This is a genomic window from Thermoactinomyces sp. CICC 10522, assembly GCF_016055075.1.
GTDB classification, from domain to species: domain Bacteria; phylum Bacillota; class Bacilli; order Thermoactinomycetales; family Thermoactinomycetaceae; genus Thermoactinomyces_A; species Thermoactinomyces_A daqus.
This window is the reverse complement of the sequence record NZ_JAECVY010000001.1, coordinates 587,484-605,906: the sequence shown is the minus strand read 5'-3', so window position 1 is coordinate 605,906 and position 18,423 is coordinate 587,484. Positions and strand designations below refer to the sequence as shown.

General features: G+C 46.5%; 21 protein-coding genes and 2 pseudogenes. 2 read left to right on the top strand and 21 right to left on the bottom strand.

What is annotated here, in order from left to right; genetic code table 11:
• Window positions 1–100: 100 nt before the first annotated feature.
• Entirely contained in the window at window positions 101–961 is an 861-nt protein-coding gene (locus tag I8U18_RS03140) for a YitT family protein (RefSeq protein WP_232331100.1), read from the bottom strand.
• Between the two features lie 584 nt (window positions 962–1,545).
• Between I8U18_RS03140 and I8U18_RS03135 the strand changes: the two genes are divergently transcribed.
• Complete coding sequence (locus I8U18_RS03135) at window positions 1,546–2,424, top strand: cation diffusion facilitator family transporter (protein ID WP_198064467.1); 879 nt, start codon at window positions 1,546–1,548, stop codon at window positions 2,422–2,424.
• Window positions 2,425–2,450: 26 nt separating this feature from the next.
• Here I8U18_RS03135 and I8U18_RS18125 read toward each other — a convergent pair.
• From I8U18_RS18125 to I8U18_RS03090, 8 genes and pseudogenes are all read right to left on the bottom strand, one after another.
• Window positions 2,451–2,578, bottom strand: a pseudogene (locus I8U18_RS18125) (ATP-binding protein); the annotation flags it as partial.
• A 331-nt stretch (window positions 2,579–2,909) separates the two neighbouring features.
• Window positions 2,910–3,086 (bottom strand): Imm6 family immunity protein, encoded by a 177-nt coding sequence (locus tag I8U18_RS18120; protein ID WP_370589363.1) that lies wholly within the window; start codon window positions 3,084–3,086, stop codon window positions 2,910–2,912.
• Window positions 3,087–3,412: 326 nt separating this feature from the next.
• Entirely contained in the window at window positions 3,413–3,787 is a 375-nt protein-coding gene (locus tag I8U18_RS03120) for an immunity 22 family protein (RefSeq protein ID WP_198055705.1), read from the bottom strand.
• Window positions 3,788–3,871: 84 nt separating this feature from the next.
• Window positions 3,872–4,342 carry a hypothetical protein gene (locus tag I8U18_RS03115; protein ID WP_198064466.1) on the bottom strand — a complete coding sequence of 157 codons (471 nt, stop codon included), beginning with the start codon at window positions 4,340–4,342 and terminating at the stop codon, window positions 3,872–3,874.
• A gap of 121 nt (window positions 4,343–4,463) precedes the next feature.
• Window positions 4,464–5,302: pseudogene (locus I8U18_RS17675) on the bottom strand (transposase); the annotation flags it as partial.
• Between the two features lie 117 nt (window positions 5,303–5,419).
• The gene (locus tag I8U18_RS03100) at window positions 5,420–5,674 is read right to left on the bottom strand and encodes a DUF7660 family protein (RefSeq protein ID WP_181735452.1); all 255 of its coding nucleotides are present in this window, start codon (window positions 5,672–5,674) and stop codon (window positions 5,420–5,422) included.
• 12 nt (window positions 5,675–5,686) lie between these two features.
• Complete coding sequence (locus I8U18_RS03095; RefSeq protein WP_198064464.1) at window positions 5,687–7,126, bottom strand: ParB/Srx family N-terminal domain-containing protein; 1,440 nt, start codon at window positions 7,124–7,126, stop codon at window positions 5,687–5,689.
• Between the two features lie 517 nt (window positions 7,127–7,643).
• Window positions 7,644–9,173 carry a YifB family Mg chelatase-like AAA ATPase gene (locus tag I8U18_RS03090; protein ID WP_198064463.1) on the bottom strand — a complete coding sequence of 510 codons (1,530 nt, stop codon included), beginning with the start codon at window positions 9,171–9,173 and terminating at the stop codon, window positions 7,644–7,646.
• A 169-nt stretch (window positions 9,174–9,342) separates the two neighbouring features.
• On the opposite strand from I8U18_RS03090, the gene ilvA reads away from it, so the two are divergent.
• Window positions 9,343–10,590, top strand: a complete 1,248-nt coding sequence (ilvA, locus tag I8U18_RS03085; RefSeq protein WP_033099747.1) for a threonine ammonia-lyase IlvA — start codon at window positions 9,343–9,345, stop codon at window positions 10,588–10,590.
• A 161-nt stretch (window positions 10,591–10,751) separates the two neighbouring features.
• Here the strand turns inward: ilvA and I8U18_RS03080 are convergent, their stop codons facing one another.
• The 12 genes from I8U18_RS03080 to ylxM all read right to left on the bottom strand — a co-directional run bounded on the left by I8U18_RS03080 (window position 10,752) and on the right by ylxM (window position 18,326).
• Window positions 10,752–11,225, bottom strand: coding sequence for an Hsp20/alpha crystallin family protein (locus tag I8U18_RS03080; RefSeq protein WP_052153967.1), 474 nt, complete (start codon window positions 11,223–11,225; stop codon window positions 10,752–10,754).
• Between the two features lie 252 nt (window positions 11,226–11,477).
• On the bottom strand, window positions 11,478–11,840 hold the full coding sequence (locus tag I8U18_RS03075) for a YraN family protein (protein WP_033099748.1): 363 nt from the start codon (window positions 11,838–11,840) through the stop codon (window positions 11,478–11,480).
• Window positions 11,837–12,646, bottom strand: a complete 810-nt coding sequence (locus I8U18_RS03070) for a ribonuclease HII (protein WP_198055697.1) — start codon at window positions 12,644–12,646, stop codon at window positions 11,837–11,839. The genes I8U18_RS03075 and I8U18_RS03070 overlap by 4 nt, the downstream gene beginning before the upstream one ends.
• The gene (ylqF, locus tag I8U18_RS03065) at window positions 12,621–13,517 is read right to left on the bottom strand and encodes a ribosome biogenesis GTPase YlqF (RefSeq protein ID WP_198055696.1); all 897 of its coding nucleotides are present in this window, start codon (window positions 13,515–13,517) and stop codon (window positions 12,621–12,623) included. Before ylqF ends, I8U18_RS03070 begins: the two co-directional genes overlap by 26 nt.
• Before the next feature lie 140 nt (window positions 13,518–13,657).
• The gene (gene lepB, locus I8U18_RS03060; protein ID WP_198055695.1) at window positions 13,658–14,215 is read right to left on the bottom strand and encodes a signal peptidase I; all 558 of its coding nucleotides are present in this window, start codon (window positions 14,213–14,215) and stop codon (window positions 13,658–13,660) included.
• Between the two features lie 84 nt (window positions 14,216–14,299).
• On the bottom strand, window positions 14,300–14,644 hold the full coding sequence (rplS, locus tag I8U18_RS03055) for a 50S ribosomal protein L19 (RefSeq protein WP_033099751.1): 345 nt from the start codon (window positions 14,642–14,644) through the stop codon (window positions 14,300–14,302).
• A 107-nt stretch (window positions 14,645–14,751) separates the two neighbouring features.
• Window positions 14,752–15,498, bottom strand: a complete 747-nt coding sequence (gene trmD, locus I8U18_RS03050) for a tRNA (guanosine(37)-N1)-methyltransferase TrmD (protein ID WP_198064482.1) — start codon at window positions 15,496–15,498, stop codon at window positions 14,752–14,754.
• Window positions 15,499–15,508: 10 nt separating this feature from the next.
• The gene (rimM, locus tag I8U18_RS03045) at window positions 15,509–16,075 is read right to left on the bottom strand and encodes a ribosome maturation factor RimM (protein ID WP_052153968.1); all 567 of its coding nucleotides are present in this window, start codon (window positions 16,073–16,075) and stop codon (window positions 15,509–15,511) included.
• Entirely contained in the window at window positions 16,057–16,284 is a 228-nt protein-coding gene (locus I8U18_RS03040; protein WP_033099752.1) for a KH domain-containing protein, read from the bottom strand. Before I8U18_RS03040 ends, rimM begins: the two co-directional genes overlap by 19 nt.
• A 33-nt stretch (window positions 16,285–16,317) precedes the next feature.
• Window positions 16,318–16,590, bottom strand: coding sequence for a 30S ribosomal protein S16 (gene rpsP, locus I8U18_RS03035; RefSeq protein ID WP_033099753.1), 273 nt, complete (start codon window positions 16,588–16,590; stop codon window positions 16,318–16,320).
• A 29-nt stretch (window positions 16,591–16,619) separates the two neighbouring features.
• Complete coding sequence (gene ffh / locus I8U18_RS03030; protein WP_198055693.1) at window positions 16,620–17,969, bottom strand: signal recognition particle protein; 1,350 nt, start codon at window positions 17,967–17,969, stop codon at window positions 16,620–16,622.
• 24 nt (window positions 17,970–17,993) lie between these two features.
• Entirely contained in the window at window positions 17,994–18,326 is a 333-nt protein-coding gene (ylxM, locus tag I8U18_RS03025) for a YlxM family DNA-binding protein (RefSeq protein ID WP_033099755.1), read from the bottom strand.
• Window positions 18,327–18,423 lie beyond the last annotated feature (97 nt).

Sequence of the window (18,423 nt, the reverse complement as noted above, 5' to 3'; positions counted from 1 at the left end):
TAATATCCCCCCCTTCAAAGATATCATATAAAGCGATTTCAATTTAGGCAATAGATCAGGGGCCGGATTTGGCCCCTTTTTTTCTCTCAACCAAGAAATGTTAATGAATATCCCGCTTTTTAAACCGTCCCCCACTTACTTCATGAATGTTCCCGATAGCCAAAAATGCCTCAGGGTCGATGTCGTCAACAATCGCTTTCAATTTAGCTTCCTCCAAGCGTGTAACCACACAAAAGATTACTTTTTTATCGTCCCCTGTATATGCCCCTTCCCCACTCATATAAGTGACTCCGCGGCCCAAACGGTTTAAGATACATTGCCCCAATTTTTCCCATTTTTCACTGATGATCCAAACCGATTTTGTTTCGTCAAATCCTTCGATCGTCGTATCAATCATTTTGAAAGCGATGAAGTATGCAATCAACGAGTACATTGCACGGTCCCAGCCAAACACAAATCCTGCGCTTCCGAGAATGAAAATATTAAAGAACATCACCGTTTGTCCCACAGAGAACGGGAGTTTTTTGTTAAACATGACGGCCAATATTTCGGTTCCATCCAATGATCCGCCATATCTGATCACCAAGCCGATCCCAATTCCAATAATAATTCCGCCAAATACGGCAGCCAATAAAGGATCATCGGTCAAAGGTTTAACCGAATGCAACAAAGCTGTTCCAATTGACATCACAACGACACCGAACAAAGTAGAGATCGCAAAAGTCTTCCCGATCTGTTTATAACCGAGAAAGAAAAAAGGCATGTTTAAAACGAATAAAAAAACCCCCAAACTCAGTCCGGTAAAGTGGGATAATATAATTGAAATCCCAGTGATTCCTCCGTCAATAACCTGATTGGGAACCAAAAAAATTTCCAAACCAACCGCTACAAGCACTGCGCCAAGTAATATTAGAATTCCGCGCTTCAGTAATTTGGTTGTTGTCAGTTTCTGATGATCCATTTTTTCGATTTCAGGTGCATCTGTTCTCAAATCCATACCTCCATTTTAAGCTTCAAAGTGTGTAAATGGCTATCAAATAATGGATGGTCATATTATATTATTTCACAAATTCACGTAACAAACAGTCTGATCATAAAAGATCCGTCTACATGAAAGCCTCCAACCGGCATTCCTAAAATGATCATCCGTTAGAAAAAGATCAAGAAAATGAAAACCGGAAAGAATCTTCCCACCGTTAAAAAAGGCGATTGTCAGCTATATTAAAAGCCAAAGTCGCCATTAAGTCAAATCTTTAACAACTCGCACTGCCACTTCCCGACAACCGGATCCCATAATCGTCAATTCAGAAATTATTTCTTTAAATATGTTCTGTTAAAAATTAAATAATTATAAGATATTGTTCACTATTCATAGATAACTTGATTTTACCTCGCTCAAATTTGTTAAACGAATAAATAATTGTTGCTCAACTTCCAGATCCCTAACCAAGGGAAAAAACATTTCTCTAGACCCACTCGTCTTATCATTGTTATTTTAAAAACATCATCGAAATTGACATGGAACTGCTGAAGAAAGGATGGAAAATGAAATCTGGAATTTTTGCACTATGGGTTAGCTTTATCAGTAATTTAATCCTTACTCTTTTAAAATTAATCATCGGTCTGCTCTTTCAAAGCCAAGTATTAATCGCCGATGGTTTCCACAATGCAGGGGATGTCATTGCCACATTGGCTGCCCTGATTTCATCCAAAGTTGCCAAAAAACCGGCGGATGACGAACATCCTTACGGACACGGCAAAGCGGAAGTGATCGCCTCCGGAATCGTCGCGATTATCCTTGCATTCGCAGCTGTATTCATGGCTTATCAATCAATTGCAGCGTTTTTTTTGCCTCCTGTGGAAGCCAGTCTGATCGCTCTCATCACAGCTCTTATCTCCCTTGTTTGGAAACAGGCTCTCTATTTTTACTGCATTCGTCTGGGAAAAACACAGCACAGTAAAAGCCTGATTTCCACAGCGATCGATCATCTGGCAGATGTGTATGCCACAATCGCCGCAATCATCGGCATTGGTATTGCACTGCTCGGGGATGAATACAATCTTGCCTTTGCAAAATATGGAGATCCGATTGCCGGCATCATTGTTTCTTTATTTGTGATGAAACTGGCCTATGAAATGGGCAAAGAGTCCGTTGATATTCTGATGGAAAGAAACATTTCTTTTAATGATTTAAACGAGCTGCGGAAAATTGTGAACGAATTTCCGGAAGTGAAGCGAATCGACAAAATCAGGGGAAGAGAACACGGTCACTATATCATAGTAGACATTCGGATCAGCATTCCCAACGAACTGTCCATCCAGGAGGGACATGATCTGGGCAGAAAAATTAAAACAAGAATCATGTCAAAGAATCCACGTGTTGAAGAAGTCTTAATCCATTTAAACCCCTGGCACAATGAATAACAGACGGATTTCCCCGATTGTAGTTCACACGGACTCATCAAAGCCGCCGTCATAAACTCCGCTGGAAATGCATCCTCCAGCGGCAGACTTCAAAAAACTCGGGCCGCTTATCCAGAAACAGCACACCGCGATGGGCAAGACTGACTTCACCCGGTATTATGACACTGCACCAGCTTGCCGGAACAAGCCTTTTTTAATGCCGGACACCCATTTTCCTGATAAACCTTTCAAAATGACCCCAAAAGCAAAGACAGGTTCTGTCCCGATGCTTTTGGGGTCATGACCGAAATTAAATCTGACTCAAAATCTCCGACCGGTTGATATTTTTGTCACTGCTTGCCGGCGAATAGCGGGTCAGTAAATACTCCCTTAACGCCCTCGCCCAGTTTTCATCATAACCGTGGATTTCTCCCTTTTTTCTTACGATTTCATCAATCGTACTATCATCTATCATCTCAATGGGCTGTGGGACACATTCTTCTTTTTCATATTGATAGGCCTGTATAGGCAATGGCATAGACGACACAAAGCCATATTGTCTCCTGCTGTGGATCATCCGTAAACTGAATATAAATTCCCACTTCTGAATCGTCTTCATTCACTAACTTATCATAAAGCGCATCTCCACCTTGTTTCTTCTCTTCTACCCAATCCCAGCACATGTCCATTGTTTTCCTCGTTTGTCTATCCCCTTCTTCATTGTCGATTTGATCAATTTTTTTCGGTCAATGCCAATAAATAAGCGACCCGGGCATCGGCATTCACATTCTCGTACCACTTCATGGTGTTATCCTCATTTTCGTCAGATAAAAGTTGGCAATTCGTATCCCACCAGGAAAATTGTTAAAACAAATGGCCTTCATCCAAGGATTTAACCGCCTATTGGACTCCTTCCCATGTGGGGTGATCAATTGCTCCGGTCTTGGCTTTATATATTTTTTCAACTGGATTACAATACTTTAAGTTCATCGTTTGGATCATTATACATTTACTTATATTGTAACGTTCCTAAAAATCGAAACTGCTTTGTTTCTTTTACGTTTCCATCATAGTCAAAGTTATAAAGTAAAATAACTGAATTCGCTTCCTGGTCCAGATGCTCACCGCAAATCCCGATAAATTCAGGAATTATTTTTTCATCATATGAAAAGCTCTTAAGAATAACTCGCAAATCCCTCGATGGTTCATTGTGAAACTCTACTTCTCTAAAATCGTCATCGTAATATTCAATGTTAAAATCCTTCCCGAATTCCGAATTGACCAAATTCCCGTCCTCCGTATAACTTTGCATCACATAGTTTTCGAGTTCTTCAAACGAACTTAAGTTACCAATAAACAATGATACATATCCTTCCTTCTCCAAAGAATGTTCCTCCTTGGCTCTCCTGCTATTTGAAATAAATGCCAAAACAAAAAAAGGGCGATATGGGTCGCCCGGGGAATATAATTATTCAGAATCAGTGGTTTCCAGCAACCCCCGTTTGAAATCCTCATACATATCAAACGCTTCTTTCAATACTTCCCTTAAATCATCGTAATTGCGGAATCCGGCTGCTCTGAAACGTTCGTCTGTACCATCCAATAACTGCTTTAACCAGTCCCATGGATCACCAATCAGTAACTCTCCATTCTTCCAAACTGCCCAGATAAACTCCAAAAGTGCATATCTGAGAGAAATATTGAATTTAAATTGAAAAGGAGGGTATTCCTCTACAATTTGAAAGAAATTTTCCCTTTTGTCATATCGGGCCGGATAACCTAATTCAGTAAATATCCTCAAAGCTTTATCATTATCATAATCAAATTCTTCGTCAAAGTCATATTTCACAGAAATGTTTTTGTACCTGTTAATAAAATCAATCTTCTCCAATGCTGCTCTGATCTCCGGTGGTAATTGCATTTCTGGTGAGACCTGCACGATTTATTCCTCCCTGAACCTTATTTCAATGCCATATTTACTTTTGGCCAAATCACAAGCAGTCTCTTGGCGGCTTTCCTTCTTTTGATTTACGCGCGAGATATTTTTCATATGCCGACTAAGGAGTTTTATAACCAGCATCATCAGCAACAGCTGTTCGCTGAGTAACAGTTGTTTTGATCCGTTCATAAAGAGATGGAAAACCCCGGATATCATGGACATTACCTGCTCTACAATGGCTCCCGAGACAAAGCAATTCCGATCAAAGCCAGTATGAAAGGAATAAGTAAAAATTCGCTGTCGTTCATTTTTGACAAAATACCCGCTTTCCGGATCAGTTGTGCTTTCCTTAACCTCTTTAATTTCAATGTCCGTTTTGGGAGTCAATATCTTTTTTCCATAAGCCAATCAATTCTGGATGATTTCATCCTCAAGTTGCTCTTGGTAGGTTCGGGCCTGCGCTCGAACCAGCTTCTTAACATATTTCTTTTTATTTGCATTGGCTTTCACATGTATTGAATCAATAAAGATGACTTCTGGATTGACAAAACCATGATTCATAGCTTCTTGTAAAAATGTGATTAAAAATCATTTCAAATAGATCCGTGTCTTGAAAGCGAACGGACTTAATTCTTTCCGAACTGAAAAATGGGGGATTTTTTCTGTGAGTCCATAACCAAGAAACCAACGATAAGCCACATTGGTTTCAATCTCCTTAATGGTTTGGCTCATGGATCGAATGCCAAATAAATATTGGATCAATGCCATTTTAATTAAGAAGACTGATCAACACTGGGTCTCCCATTGTCAAGGCAATAATAGTCTTCAACAAGGTCATAGATAAAGTCAAAATCAAGCTGTCTTCAATCTTTCGAACCTAATGGTCCGCAGGTACTAAAAATCATCTAATGTGATGATCTCAAGTTGGTTTCGACTGCCTTTTCCATGTTTAGATAACAAAAGGAATCCCCCATTTTATAATTTTCTACTAATATGATTCGAAAAAAAGCTTGTCGACCTGTCTGCGGTAACAGACTTCGCCGACAAACTTCTGTATTTTAATCTACCAGGAAGTCATTACTCATAACGACTTCCTGCAAATAAAATTGTAGCAACAAAATTCCAATCAATACCCTCTGTGAAATCTTCGCTTGGGTCAGTAATTAGTCCATCCACATCTTCAACCCATGATGCGATCCCATTTAAATAATCTTCAAGGCTTGTATTTACCCAATCATTTGAGTTTTGTTTTAAATCTTTTACCAAAAGAGAAATAAACTTTATAAAATCATCCTTATTCTCAACCTTCTCTAACATATCCTGAATCCCCAATGTTAACTCCTCCTATTTAATAACTTGCGTCGAGCCATCTCCAATTTTTAGTACAACAGATTTACCGTCCACTTTTGTAGTGAATTTCCATGCATCTTTGTAAACCTCGTCTTTTGAAACCCACTGAACTGGAATCTCTTTAATACCTGCAAGTCTTGCTGCCGCTAGCCTTCTATGGTCTAGTGTCCATATGTTACCTTTTCCATCTTGCCAAACCCTTATAGGTGGAAGTTCAAATATCTTAGAAGGGTCTTGAGAGAATGTCTTGGCGTTATTCAGTACTGTATAATCACCGGTTTTATTACTAACAGTACTCTGCATAAATCTGATATCTCTTGGGTTAAGTATTGCTTTACTGTTTGCAACGTTCTCATTTACCCCACCAAACTCATCTTCAATTCTCTTAATTCCTTCTTTACGCGCTTTAGCAAAATCAAATTTAAATTTCGTAGGTTTACCCGTCCCCTTACCCTCGCCTTTAGAAGCAAACTTCTGCAACCACGCACCGAATTCAGTATCTCCAACGGTTATTTTACCAAAACCAATGGTTGGGATTTTCATTCCCGATGCGTCTAATACGCCTACCTCAAGTTTCGGGATCGGAATTTCATTGATTTTGGAAAGGATCGGGCCTGTATGGTTAGAAATGGACCAGCCCGTAAGTGCAAAGAATCCACCAAAGACGGTCGCAACAAACGTATTTCGGAGATTCACCTTCCCGGTCTTAAACCAATCAAAAAGAGATTGACCTGCCCCGCCGCCTGCTGCTCCACCCAGAATTTTGGGAAAGGCTTCTCTTAACAAGGAAATCCTTGAACCAAGCCAGGAAACAAAGCCCGATCCGGCAACACTTGAGGATACCCAGGAGCCGATAGCTCCCCCAATGCCTCCGGACAAACCTCCAAAAAACATATCTGAGAGCATTTCTGTTCCAAAAAAATCATTTCCTGAAAGCCAGGAAAAAAGACCACTGATGACAATACCGGCCAGAATCCCTTCTCCCAGCGTTTCTCCTGAGATTACGAGCGCACCAAGCACGAATTCGCTACCAAAAACAATCAAGAGCACAGCCGCAATGGCCAACACGATGATCCCGACCGTTAATCCAATGGTGACGATATTATCCTTAATCCAATTCCATGCAGAAGACAACCCATCTACAACGACTTTTGTGATCTGGCCACAGACCTTACATATCCAGTCCCATGATTCGGAACAGAATTCTTTTGTTTTATTCCAGGCAATGGAGACGGTTTCCTTCGTCCAATTCCATGCTTTTGTAAACCAATTCCCGGATCCGTGCTCTTTTTCCTCTTGGGAAGTTGAAGTGTCGGGAGTCTCTTTCGTTGGTGGCGGCCCTTGCTTGACCTTGTCAAAATGATCATTTACGTGAGGAATGTTAAAACTGTTCCCATCGGCTAAAGCTGAGCCGCCCCCCCAAAATACCCACACAAACAAATGCTAATAGAAAAATAATAAATATTTTTTATTAAATAATTTTCTCAAGTCTATCCCCCCATTCGTTTTGTATTTTTGTATAGTAATTTTTTATGTCAATAGTTAAATAGTAGAAAGCAGTTGTTCCTGCAGCACCATAATCATTGACAGTCGTCCAAAACGTAACCGACGATTGATTAGCCAGCATCAACATGGTTGTGCTTATCCATATTCATTGAAGCTTCAAGTTAATCGCAAACACTTTTGTGTTCCTGGCTTGTAGAGCTGAATCTCCATGATAATGAGGTGGCATCTGAGCCGGCTTGAATTGCTTGAAAACTTGCTTTTTTATGGAGGCGCTCTGATTAAAAAGCGGAGAGTGTGTCAAGATAGACTCACAACTCCGCTCTCCATCCCCCGCTCATCGAACTGAGGCACCTGAGGCTTGAGAAACTGTCATCATTCGTTGTTCATTTATAATACCAGGAAACAAGCTAAACCTCTTTTAGCCAATCTCTTTGTCTGAGACAAATCATTCCCAAAACTTCCGGTCCAGTGTCCGGTACTGAATCGCCTCGGCGATGTGTTCCATTTGAATCATTTCGTTACCGGCCAAGTCAGCAATGGTACGGGCCACCTTGAGGATGCGGTCATGGGCCCGGGCGCTTAAGCCAAGGGTGTCGAATGCTTGCTTCAGGATCTGACGGGAGGGAGCATCCAGCCGGCAATAGCGGCTTATATCGTCCGGGCTCATGCTGCTGTTGGAGATCCCTCCCCTCCCTTTGTACCGTTCCCGTTGAATCTCGCGCGCCTGGTTTACACGTTTGCGTATTTCTGCCGAGGATTCTCCTCTGACCGGGGATGACAACGTCTTATAATCCACTTTGGGCACTTCGATGTGAATGTCGATGCGGTCAAGCAGCGGACCGGAAATTTTGGAGCGGTACCGGCCCACCTGATGCGGTGTACAGGTGCAGGAGCGGTCTTCTTCATAACCAAAGTAACCGCAAGGACACGGATTCATCGAAGCCACCAGCATGAACTCCGCAGGAAATGTAAAGACAGCACGGGCCCGCCCAACGGTTACTTCGTGATCCTCCAGCGGTTGGCGCAGCACCTCCAGCGCAGACTTCGAAAACTCGGGCAACTCGTCCAGAAACAGCACACCGCGATGGGCAAGGCTGACTTCACCCGGTTTCGGAATTGCCCCACCCCCGACCAGCCCTGCCTGGGATATGGTATGGTGAGGAGAGCGAAAAGGGCGTTCCCGGATCAATCGGCCCCGGTCAGCCGTAAGTCCGGCAATACTGCAAATTTTGGTGACTTCCAATGCCTCCTGCAAGCTCATATTGGGTAAAATGGAGGGAATTCTGCGTGCCAGCATCGTTTTTCCCGATCCCGGCGGTCCGATGAGTAACAGATTATGACCGCCGGCCGCCGCCACTTCCATCGCCCGTTTCACATGGGCTTGTCCCTGCACATCGGCAAAATCATGCGGAAACGAACTTTCTTCCTGCTCCTTGGTTTGCGGTTGCCAATCCGGCTGCCACTCCCCGCGGAAAAATCGGATCGCCTGCTGCAACGATTCAACCGGCAGTACCCTCATTCCGTCGACCAAAGCCCCTTCCTCGCTGTTGGCCAGCGGCAACATCACTTGTTCGATTCCCGCTTCCTTCGCCGCCATCACCATCGGCAAAATGCCGTTGAGCGGCCTCAATGAACCGTCCAAGGCCAATTCACCGACGAGCAACATGCGATCCATGGAAACTTCCGGTTTTAACTGTTCACTGGCGATCAGCACACCAATGGCAATCGCCAGATCAAAACCTGAACCTTCTTTCTTTATATCTGCAGGAGCCAAATTCGTAGTAATCCGTTGCAACGGGAAGCTGACACCGCTGTTTTTTACGGCTGCCCGAACGCGGTCCCTCGCTTCCCTGACTGCCGAATCCGGCAATCCGACAATTTCAAAAGCCGGCAGACCGTTGCTTATGTCGACTTCCACTTCCACGATCAGTCCGTCAATGCCAAATACACTGGCACTTACCATTTTTGCGTACATCTTTATTCCCCCGGAAATATTTGGATACTTCCTTTTTTCGTGCTCTCTCGACAATCTCCTTCTGCTTTTCCGGGATTGTTCAGCACCATCTCCAAAGAAACCCTTGCAATCAGAATTTCCTGTGCTAAAATTATCTATCAATTAGAAAAATAGCAAAGGATGTAGTCATATGGGAAAAGTAAAAATTGAGGATATTATTATTGCCCATCAAACATTGAAAGAAGTGTTAAATAAAACACCTCTGGAGAAAAACACGTTACTCTCGGAGCAATATGGCTGCAATCTTTACCTGAAACGGGAAGATCAGCAAGTGATTCGCTCCTTTAAAATCCGCGGCGCTTATCATACGATTTGCCGCTTGTCCAGCGAGGAGCTGGGACGGGGCGTTGTCTGTGCCAGTGCAGGCAATCATGCACAAGGGGTGGCCTATTCCTGCCACATGCTGAAAATCAGGGGCAAAATATTTATGCCGACGACGACACCCAGACAGAAGATTTCCCAGGTTAAACATTACGGAGGTGAATATGTCGAGATCATTTTGACGGGAGACACCTTTGATGACTCTTTTAACCAGGCGGTCGCGTGCGCCACAGAGGAAAATATGGCCTTTATTCACCCGTTTGACGATTACCGGACGATTGTGGGGCAGGGCACGATCGGGATTGAAATTTTGAACGACATGAATCAGCCTCCCGATTATGTGTTTGTGGCGATAGGCGGTGGCGGACTTGCGGCGGGGGTCAGTTCCTACATAAAAAGCGTAAATCCGGATACAAAAGTGATCGGGGTCGAACCGGAAGGGGCCGCCGGAATGAAGCAATCCTTTGCAGCGGGCGAAGTGGTTCCGCTGGCACAGATCAACCCGTTCGTCGATGGGGCAGCCGTGCAAAAGGTCGGCAATTTAACTTTTAAAATTTGCCAGGAACATGTGGATGACATTGTCGCGGTCCCTGAAGGAAAGGTATGTAGCACCATCCTTCATCTTTACAACCGCCATGCGATTGTGGCAGAACCTGCGGGTGCATTATCCATTGCCGCACTCGATTTTTATAAAGATAAAATCCGGGGAAAAAACGTGGTCTGCATTGTCAGCGGTGGCAATAATGATATCGAACGCATGCAGGAGATCAAAGAACGCTCCTTGATCTATGAAGGGCTCAAGCATTATTTCATCATCAATTTTCCGCAGCGCGCCGGTGCATTACGCGAATTTTTAGATGATGTGCTGGGGGAGAACGATGATATTACCCGCTTTGAGTACACGAAGAAAAATAACAAAGATAACGGCCCGGCCCTGGTGGGAATCGAATTGAAACATCGGGAAGATTATGCCCCTTTGATTGAACGGATGAATAACAAGGGAATCTCCTATCTGGAGATCAATAAAGACGAACAATTGTTCCACCTGTTGATCTGAAAAAGAGCACCTCAAACGCAGAGGTGCTTCAGCTTGTTTCCTTCTTGCCGCTTGTTCCCGGCTCCTTCGTCGCAAAAATTCCGGCAGAAAAACACCCATCCTCTTCACCAGAGTACGGCGTTTCCGATTTCCGCCCGCTTTCCGAATTGGAAGTGCTTCTGTCATGAGCGCCGGTTGCGGTTGATTCTGATCTTCCTCGGCTCTTTTCCCGGAACTTTTGGAACCGTGATCAGCAAGACGCCGTTTTCATAATCGGCCGTGATGTGATCGAGATTGGCATCTTCCGGAAGTGTCACCGTCCGGTGGAAAGAACCGTATCTTCGTTCGGAGATGTACATTCGTTCGCCTTGTTTTCTCTCTTCCTGTGTACGTTCCCCTTTAATCGTCAGTTGACGTCCATGTACTTCAATCTCAACGTCCTTTTCCTCAATTCCGGGCATTTCCGCCTCAATTTGATATTGGTTCCCGTCATCTTTCATATTGATCGCCGGCATCATCGCCATGGGATGCGTCCAGGCAGGGTTCTCAAAAAAGCGTTCAAACGCCCGGTTTATTTCGGAATGGATCTGTGCCAACGGATAAGCGAACGGATCGGGGAAACCTCCACGGTCTCCGTAGCGCTCAAGTTTTCCCATCCTTTTTCCCTCCTTACATCCTTGATCTTCTCTACTATTCATAGTGTGCAATTTCTGTAAAAAAGTTATTCCCAAAAAAGGGATTAAACAAAAACAAACATCACCTTTCGGGGCGAGGGAAGAAAAACCAAATCAATTCAGGAGCGGAGACCAGCAGGAACCCGGGAGAGTCAGGTGAGCGCCGTCATGCTGCGGCAAAACACTTTCACAAAAAAAGACAACCTCTCCTGCCGGAAAAGAGGTTGTCTTCCTTCAAAAAGCTCCTTCAATATGATCGATTTGCAGCGGCAACAACTCCCGGTTCAACAGGACGGAGACGACGTCAAAACGCACCGGCATGTGCCCCAGCTGCTTCCGTTGAATGTACTGAATGGCCAAACGCCGCACTTTCTGTTGCTTGCGCACATCTACCGACTGAAAACCGTAACCGTATTTTCCGCCACAAGTCGTGCGAACTTCCACGATCACCAATTGTCCGTCCTTTTGCGTGATCAAATCCAATTCCCCAAGGCGGCTGGCCCAATTGCGCTCCACAATCTCATATCCTTTATCCCGCAACATGTCCGCAGCCAGCTTTTCCCCCATCCGCCCTACTTCCTTGCGCCGGTCTTTCATCTTTCCTCCCCGGCCATGGCCAGCGTCATCTCATTTTCCGTAAACCATTCACGAACCGGGGCAAAACTGCGGCGATGTAACGGAGTCGGTCCCCATTTCCTGAGTGCCTCCAGATGCTCCGGGGTTCCATACCCCATGTTTTGGTCAAAACCGTATTCCGGATATTTTCGGGCCGCTTCAATCATCCATTCATCCCTGGTCGTTTTGGCAATGACGGAGGCGGCGGCAATCGAATGGCTGAGAGCGTCTCCCTTGACAATTCTCTGCTGATTGATGGAAATGCTGGGAATGGTCACGGCATCGGCCAAAATTATTTCCGGCACCGGTTCCAATTGCCGAATCGCCGTCCGCATCGCTTCATATGTCGCCTGCAAAATATTATGCCGGTCTATGTACGCGACATCGACCAACCCGATGCCGATTGCAATCGCTTTCTGCTCGATCCGTTGTTTTAACACATTTCGTTCTTTTGCCGTCAGCTGTTTTGAATCATTTAAACCTTCCACGGGAAAATCGGCCGGCAAAATCACGGCAGCGGCAACAACCGGACCAGCCAACGGTCCCCTGCCCGCTTCATCCACCCCGGCAATCCATTTTATCCCCCGGGCGCGGCATTCGCGCTCATATTTCCACATCGCATCCAACCGTGCGCGTTCTTTTTCTCTTCGTTCTTGTTCTTTTATGTAGGAACGAGCGAGTTGACGCACACCCGCCCGTGAATCTTGCAACAGGGCTTCAAGCTCCGCTCCGGAAATCGTCTCTTGGGATTTCAGCCAAGCCTTAATCTCCGCTATCGTTCCCTTCATCCGTTTCCTCCTTTTTCTGCAGGTCTTCCGGCAACTCCAACGTAATCTGCCCAAGCCGTCCCGAACGCAGGTCATTCAGGAGAATCTCCGCTACTTTTTCATAGTCGATCTCTCCTCCGCGAATCAGACAACCCCGTTTCCTTCCGATCATCTCCATCAGTTGGACGCCATCCGCAGCGGAAACTTCGTTCAGGTTATAACGTTTGCGCAGTGCTTCCGGATAACGCTCTTTTAAAAAGCGGATGGTATAAAGTGCGACATCTTCCAGAGGCAAGATCTCCTCTTTGATCGCACCGCTGGCGGCCAGGCGGTAACCCACTTCGGGATCATCGAACTTGGGCCACAAAATCCCCGGGGTATCGAGTAATTCCAAGGTTTTTCCCACCCGAATCCATTGTTGCGCCTTGGTTACTCCGGGGCGGTCGCCCGTCACCGTCGCAGTTCGCCTGGCCAGACGATTAATCAGCGAAGATTTGCCGACATTGGGAATCCCCACCACCATCGCACGAAATTTTCGCGACTGAATTCCTTTTTTCTCCCTCTGCGCAAACAGGGGCGCCAGCAGACGCTCACTGGCGGGAATGATTTGCTTCACCCCTTTTCCCGTCTGTGCGTCAATCGGCAAAACAGTCAAACCCCGCTCCCGAAAATAATCGATCCAGCGCCCGGTCGCCTTCTCATCCGCCAAATCGCTTTTTGTGAACAGAATTAGCCGCGGTTTTTGTTTGAGAATCTCATCCATCATCGGGTTTCGGCTCGAGAGAGGCAAGCGGCCGTCCAATAATTCGAAGACGATATCCACCAGCTTCAATTTTTCTTCCACTTGCCTGCGCGCTTTCGCCATATGCCCCGGAAACCATTGAATCGTCAACTGTCAGTCACCTTCTTCATTCTACAGACCCGATATTCCCGCTGCATGAACCAGGTTTTCGTAAAGGAGAAAAGAGCTTGATATCACAATCCGGAGCGGATGGTTTCAAGCTCTTTCTGCAGCAGTCTGTTATTTGATTTTTACCATAAAAACTGGATGTGATCAAATGGATAGTAAACAAACTCCGCCCGACCGACGATCTTCGAGATCGGAACAGGGCCGATATCCCTGCTGTCCTTGCTGTTGATGCGATTGTCTCCCATCACAAACACATCGCCGGGAGGCACTTTTACCTGATCAAAATCAAGTGTCCGGTTATCTTCGGATATGTAGGGTTCATTGATCATTTTGCCGTTAATGAAAATTTTATTGTTCTTTGCCTCGATTGTCTCTCCTGGCAGGGCGATCACGCGTTTGATAAAATCCTGCTGTTCCGGGGCGTGAAACACAACCACCTCACCCCGGTGCGGTTCACGAAAGTCGTAGATCAATTTATCCACCATCACCAAATCGCCCGTAAACAAGGTATCCTGCATGGAAGGGCCGGAAACATTAAACGGTTCAAACACAAACATGCGAATGAGAACGGCTAAAATCAGCGCCAGCAAAATTGCTTTTGCCCAATCCAATATTTTCTTTTTGCCGTTTTTCTGATCCGGTTGCAGGGACTGTTCTGAACGAGGGACAAATTCATCCATTTGCTTCCCTCCACTTGGCAGAAACATAGATAGATGCGAAGAAAGGGCTTGAACCCGTCCAAGCCCTTCAAACCCAATGGTATATTAGTGAATTTCCTTAATGCGCGCTGCTTTACCGCGAAGTTTACGCAGATAGTACAGTTTCGCACGGCGAACTTTACCGCGGCGGATCACTTCGATTTTTTCAATGCGCGGCGAATGCAACGGGAATGTACGTTCAACCCCTACACCATAGGAAATCTTGCGCACGGTAAACGTCTCGGAAATGCCCCCGCCACGACGTTGGATCACAACGCCTTCAAATACCTGAATACGTTCGCGTTGTCCCTCTTTTACTCTCACGTGCACACGAAGAGTGTCCCCGGCACGGAATTGGGGGATATCTTTTTTCAATTGTTCTTCCGTAATTTCACGAATGATCGGACGCATGCCTCACAAACCCCCTTTCTCATCAAGAATCTTCAACTCCGCATTTCTCCGCACTTCACGGGCGGATAGACGGAGAATATTGTAACACACGACCTGATTGAATACAATTACTGTTCATGGGAATACTTACGCTCCAATTCCCGCAAAAATGCGCGATCCTCTTCCGTCAGAGCCGCCGTTCTCAACAGATCCGGCCGCCGCTGCCATGTGCGAAGCAAGGATTGCTCACGCCGCCATTGTTCAATCCGGGCATGATGGCCGGATAACAGAACATCCGGTACTTTCATTCCCCGAAATTCAGGCGGGCGGGTATATTGCGGATATTCGAGCAAACCGCTGGAAAAGGAATCATCCACAGCCGAGGATTCATTGCCCAGCACACCGGAAATCAAGCGGCTGACGCTGTCCATGAGCACCATGGCCGGCAATTCGCCGCCAGTCAGAACATAATCGCCAATCGAGATCTCATCCGTCACCAGGTGTTGGCGGATCCGCTCATCATAACCTTCGTAATGGCCGCAGAGCAGAACGAGATGAGAATGGCGTGCCAGCTCCTCCGCCTTTGCCTGGGTGAAAGGCACACCCTGTGGCGACATCAGGATTACAGGTGGACGTTCATCAACTTGTGCGAGAATGCCATCAACGGCAGCAAACAGCGGTTCCGGCTTCAACACCATCCCCCCGCCGCCCCCGTAAGGGGTATCATCAACCGTGCGGTGTTTATCGGTTGCATATTCCCGGAAGTTGATGAGATTGGTTGCGATCAATCCTTTTTCATGTGCTCGTTTGATGATGCTCGATTGCAAGAAGCCGGTAAACATCTCCGGAAAAAGGGTGAGCACGTCAAAACGGATCTTTGCCACATTAATCCAATCCTTCCATCCACTGAATAGTAATCTGTTGCCGCTGGAGGTCTACATCCTTCACGATCGGCTCAATATAGGGGAGCAAAATCTCCTTATCCTGATCATCAGAACGAACAACCCACACATCGTTGGCCGGCAGAGGCAAAATTTCTTTAACCTTGCCGATCTTCCTGCCTTCCGTGGTGATTACCTCACATCCGATGATCTGGTGAAAGTAGAACTCGCCTTCCTCTTCGTTGAGCGGAGCCAAGTCCTCTTTTGGAACGACCAGCCGGCTGTTTTTGTAAACTTCAGCCTCGTTAATGCTGTTCCACTCCTGAAACTTCACCAGCAGTGCGGATTTATGCGGACGGCTTTTTTCCACAGTCAGCGGCAAAGGCTCATTAAGATCAGACCGGAGGAGCAACAGCCGATTCCCTGGAGCAAAACGCAGCTCGGGAAAGTCGGTATCGCACAGAACGCGAACTTCACCGCGAATACCGTGGGTTCCGACGATACGGCCCACATTCAAGTACCCGGAGCCGAAATCCCCGCCTTTTCTGTGATTCAAACGATTTTCACCCATACGCGTTGCTTCTCCTTCCATGCTGTTGCCCTTACAACCGTGCGAATCGCTCTGATCACCCGGCCTTGTCGCCCGATCACTTTACCCAAATCCTCTTTCGCCACCGACAGCTCGTAAACGATGCCGTCTTCGGTTGTTCGTTCACTGACGTTTACTTGCTTCGGATGATCCACCAGCGCCGTCACCATGTATTCAATCAGTTCTTTCATCGCTTATAATCCTCCAGGGTATGCCCAGAAGTCTTATTTTTGATGTTTTTGCTCATGCACTTTTTGCAAAATGCCTTCCTGGCGGAACAAGCTGCGTACCGTATCGGAAGGTTGTGCACCGTTAGCGAGCCATTTCAGGGCTTTTTCCTCGTCAATTTTCACCGTGGCCGGTTGAGTTGTCGGATTGTAGTATCCGATCTCATCAATGGAACGGCCATCGCGCGGTGCACGAGAGTCAGCCACAACGACGCGGTAAAACGGGGCTTTTTTTGCTCCCATGCGTCTTAAACGGATTTTCACTGCCATCTTTTTTCACCTCCTGCACAAGGTTTCATCTATTGCATAAACGGAAAACGGAAGCCTCGTTTTTTCCTTTTTCCGCCTTTGCTCATCTGCGAAAATTGTTTCATCATTTTTTTCATGTCATTAAATTGCTTCAACAGGCGGTTGACATCCTGAACCGTCGTGCCGCTGCCGTTGGCAATCCGTTTTCGCCGGCTGGCATTGATGATTTCAGGATTCTCTTTTTCCTGCGGGGTCATCGAGCGGATAATCGCTTCGACCCTGGAAAGCTGCTTCTCATCGACTTGCAGGTTTTTCAACCCTTTGATCTGGCCGGCTCCCGGCAGCATGGCAAGCATGTCTTCCAGCGGGCCCATCTTGCGAACCTGCTGCAGCTGATCCAAAAAATCGTCAAACGTAAATGAGAGCGTGCGCATCTTTCGTTCAAGCTCTTTTGCTTTCTCAGCATCAACTGCTGCCTGCGCTTTTTCAATCAGGGTGAGCACGTCGCCCATGCCCAGGATGCGGGAAGCCATGCGATCCGGATAAAAAGGTTCAAGGGCATCGGTTTTTTCGCCCAAGCCGACAAATTTGATCGGGCACTGGGTAACCGCTTTGACGGAAAGGGCTGCACCCCCGCGAGTATCACCGTCCAACTTAGTCAAAACCACCCCGGTGAGCCCCAGTTCGCTGTGGAACGTTTCTGCCACATTGACGGCATCCTGACCGGTCATCGCATCGACGACCAGCAAAATCTCATCGGGCTCCACCTGCTCACGAATCCGCTTCAACTCGTCCATCATTTCCTGATCGACGTGAAGGCGGCCCGCAGTGTCGATGATTACGTAATCCAAATTTTCTTCTTTCGCCTTGGCGACACCGCGCTGTGCGATGACAACGGGATCCTCTTTATCCCCAAGGGAAAAAACGGGTGTATTTAAATCCGCGCCCAAAATTTCCAACTGCCTGATCGCCGCAGGGCGGTAGACGTCTGCAGCCACCAGGAGAGCGCGGCGGTTTTGCTTTTGCAGATAACGTACCAATTTGCCAGAAGTGGTCGTTTTACCGGCACCTTGGAGACCGACCATCATGATCTTCGTCGGCGGCTTTGCGGATTGAACCAGTTTGCTTTGTTCCCCGCCCATCAGCGCAGTCAACTCTTCATTGACCACCTTGATGACTTGCTGTCCGGGGGTTAAGCTTTTCAGCACTTCCTGTCCGATCGCCCGTTCTTTGACGCGGTCGATGAAACTTTTGACAACTTTAAAGTTGACATCTGCTTCCAACAGCGCCAGACGGACTTCCCGCATCGCTTCTTTCAAATCCGCTTCCGTCACTTTTCCTTTGCCGCGCAACTTGCGCATGACCGATTGCAGTCTCTCTGACAATCCTTCAAATGCCATGGGTGCCCCCTCCTCACATGGCCCTTAATCAAGATCGACCATTTTCTTAATGAGCGGTTCAATTCGCGAACGCGCTTCTGGCTCATCATCCAGGCGCCGCAAAATTTCCTCTGCAATCTGTTGTCGCTCTGTGTGCTTGTGCAAAAGCCCCAGCTTGTTTTCCAAATCCAACATGGTCGCTTGCGCCCGCTTGATCGCCTCAAATACCGCTTGCCGGGAAACACCTTGATGTTCGGCTATTTCTCCGAGTGACCAATCCAACGCATAATACATCTCAAGCAGGGCCCGTTGCTTTTCGGTCAACAGCGAACCATAAAAGTCGTACAACAGATTCATTTCCGTTGTCTGGTCTAGCACGGGAGACACCTCCGCGCACCGTCAAGGCGCTAACCTTTACAGGTGTATACTATACCCCAGGAAAATAATCATGTCAAGGCTTTTTCCTTGATCAATA

Coding starts and splice junctions, on each gene's coding strand:
- I8U18_RS03140 (WP_232331100.1), bottom strand. CDS start 961: ATGGATCATCAGAAACTGACAACAACCAAATTACTGAAGCGCGGAATT.
- I8U18_RS03135 (WP_198064467.1), top strand. CDS start 1,546: ATGAAATCTGGAATTTTTGCACTATGGGTTAGCTTTATCAGTAATTTA.
- I8U18_RS18120 (WP_370589363.1), bottom strand. CDS start 3,086: ATGTGCTGGGATTGGGTAGAAGAGAAGAAACAAGGTGGAGATGCGCTT.
- I8U18_RS03090 (WP_198064463.1), bottom strand. CDS start 9,173: ATGTACGCAAAAATGGTAAGTGCCAGTGTATTTGGCATTGACGGACTG.
- ilvA (WP_033099747.1), top strand. CDS start 9,343: ATGGGAAAAGTAAAAATTGAGGATATTATTATTGCCCATCAAACATTG.
- I8U18_RS03080 (WP_052153967.1), bottom strand. CDS start 11,225: ATGGGAAAACTTGAGCGCTACGGAGACCGTGGAGGTTTCCCCGATCCG.
- I8U18_RS03075 (WP_033099748.1), bottom strand. CDS start 11,840: ATGAAAGACCGGCGCAAGGAAGTAGGGCGGATGGGGGAAAAGCTGGCT.
- I8U18_RS03070 (WP_198055697.1), bottom strand. CDS start 12,646: ATGAAGGGAACGATAGCGGAGATTAAGGCTTGGCTGAAATCCCAAGAG.
- lepB (WP_198055695.1), bottom strand. CDS start 14,215: ATGGATGAATTTGTCCCTCGTTCAGAACAGTCCCTGCAACCGGATCAG.
- rplS (WP_033099751.1), bottom strand. CDS start 14,644: ATGCGTCCGATCATTCGTGAAATTACGGAAGAACAATTGAAAAAAGAT.
- rimM (WP_052153968.1), bottom strand. CDS start 16,075: ATGGGTGAAAATCGTTTGAATCACAGAAAAGGCGGGGATTTCGGCTCC.
- I8U18_RS03040 (WP_033099752.1), bottom strand. CDS start 16,284: ATGAAAGAACTGATTGAATACATGGTGACGGCGCTGGTGGATCATCCG.
- rpsP (WP_033099753.1), bottom strand. CDS start 16,590: ATGGCAGTGAAAATCCGTTTAAGACGCATGGGAGCAAAAAAAGCCCCG.
- ffh (WP_198055693.1), bottom strand. CDS start 17,969: ATGGCATTTGAAGGATTGTCAGAGAGACTGCAATCGGTCATGCGCAAG.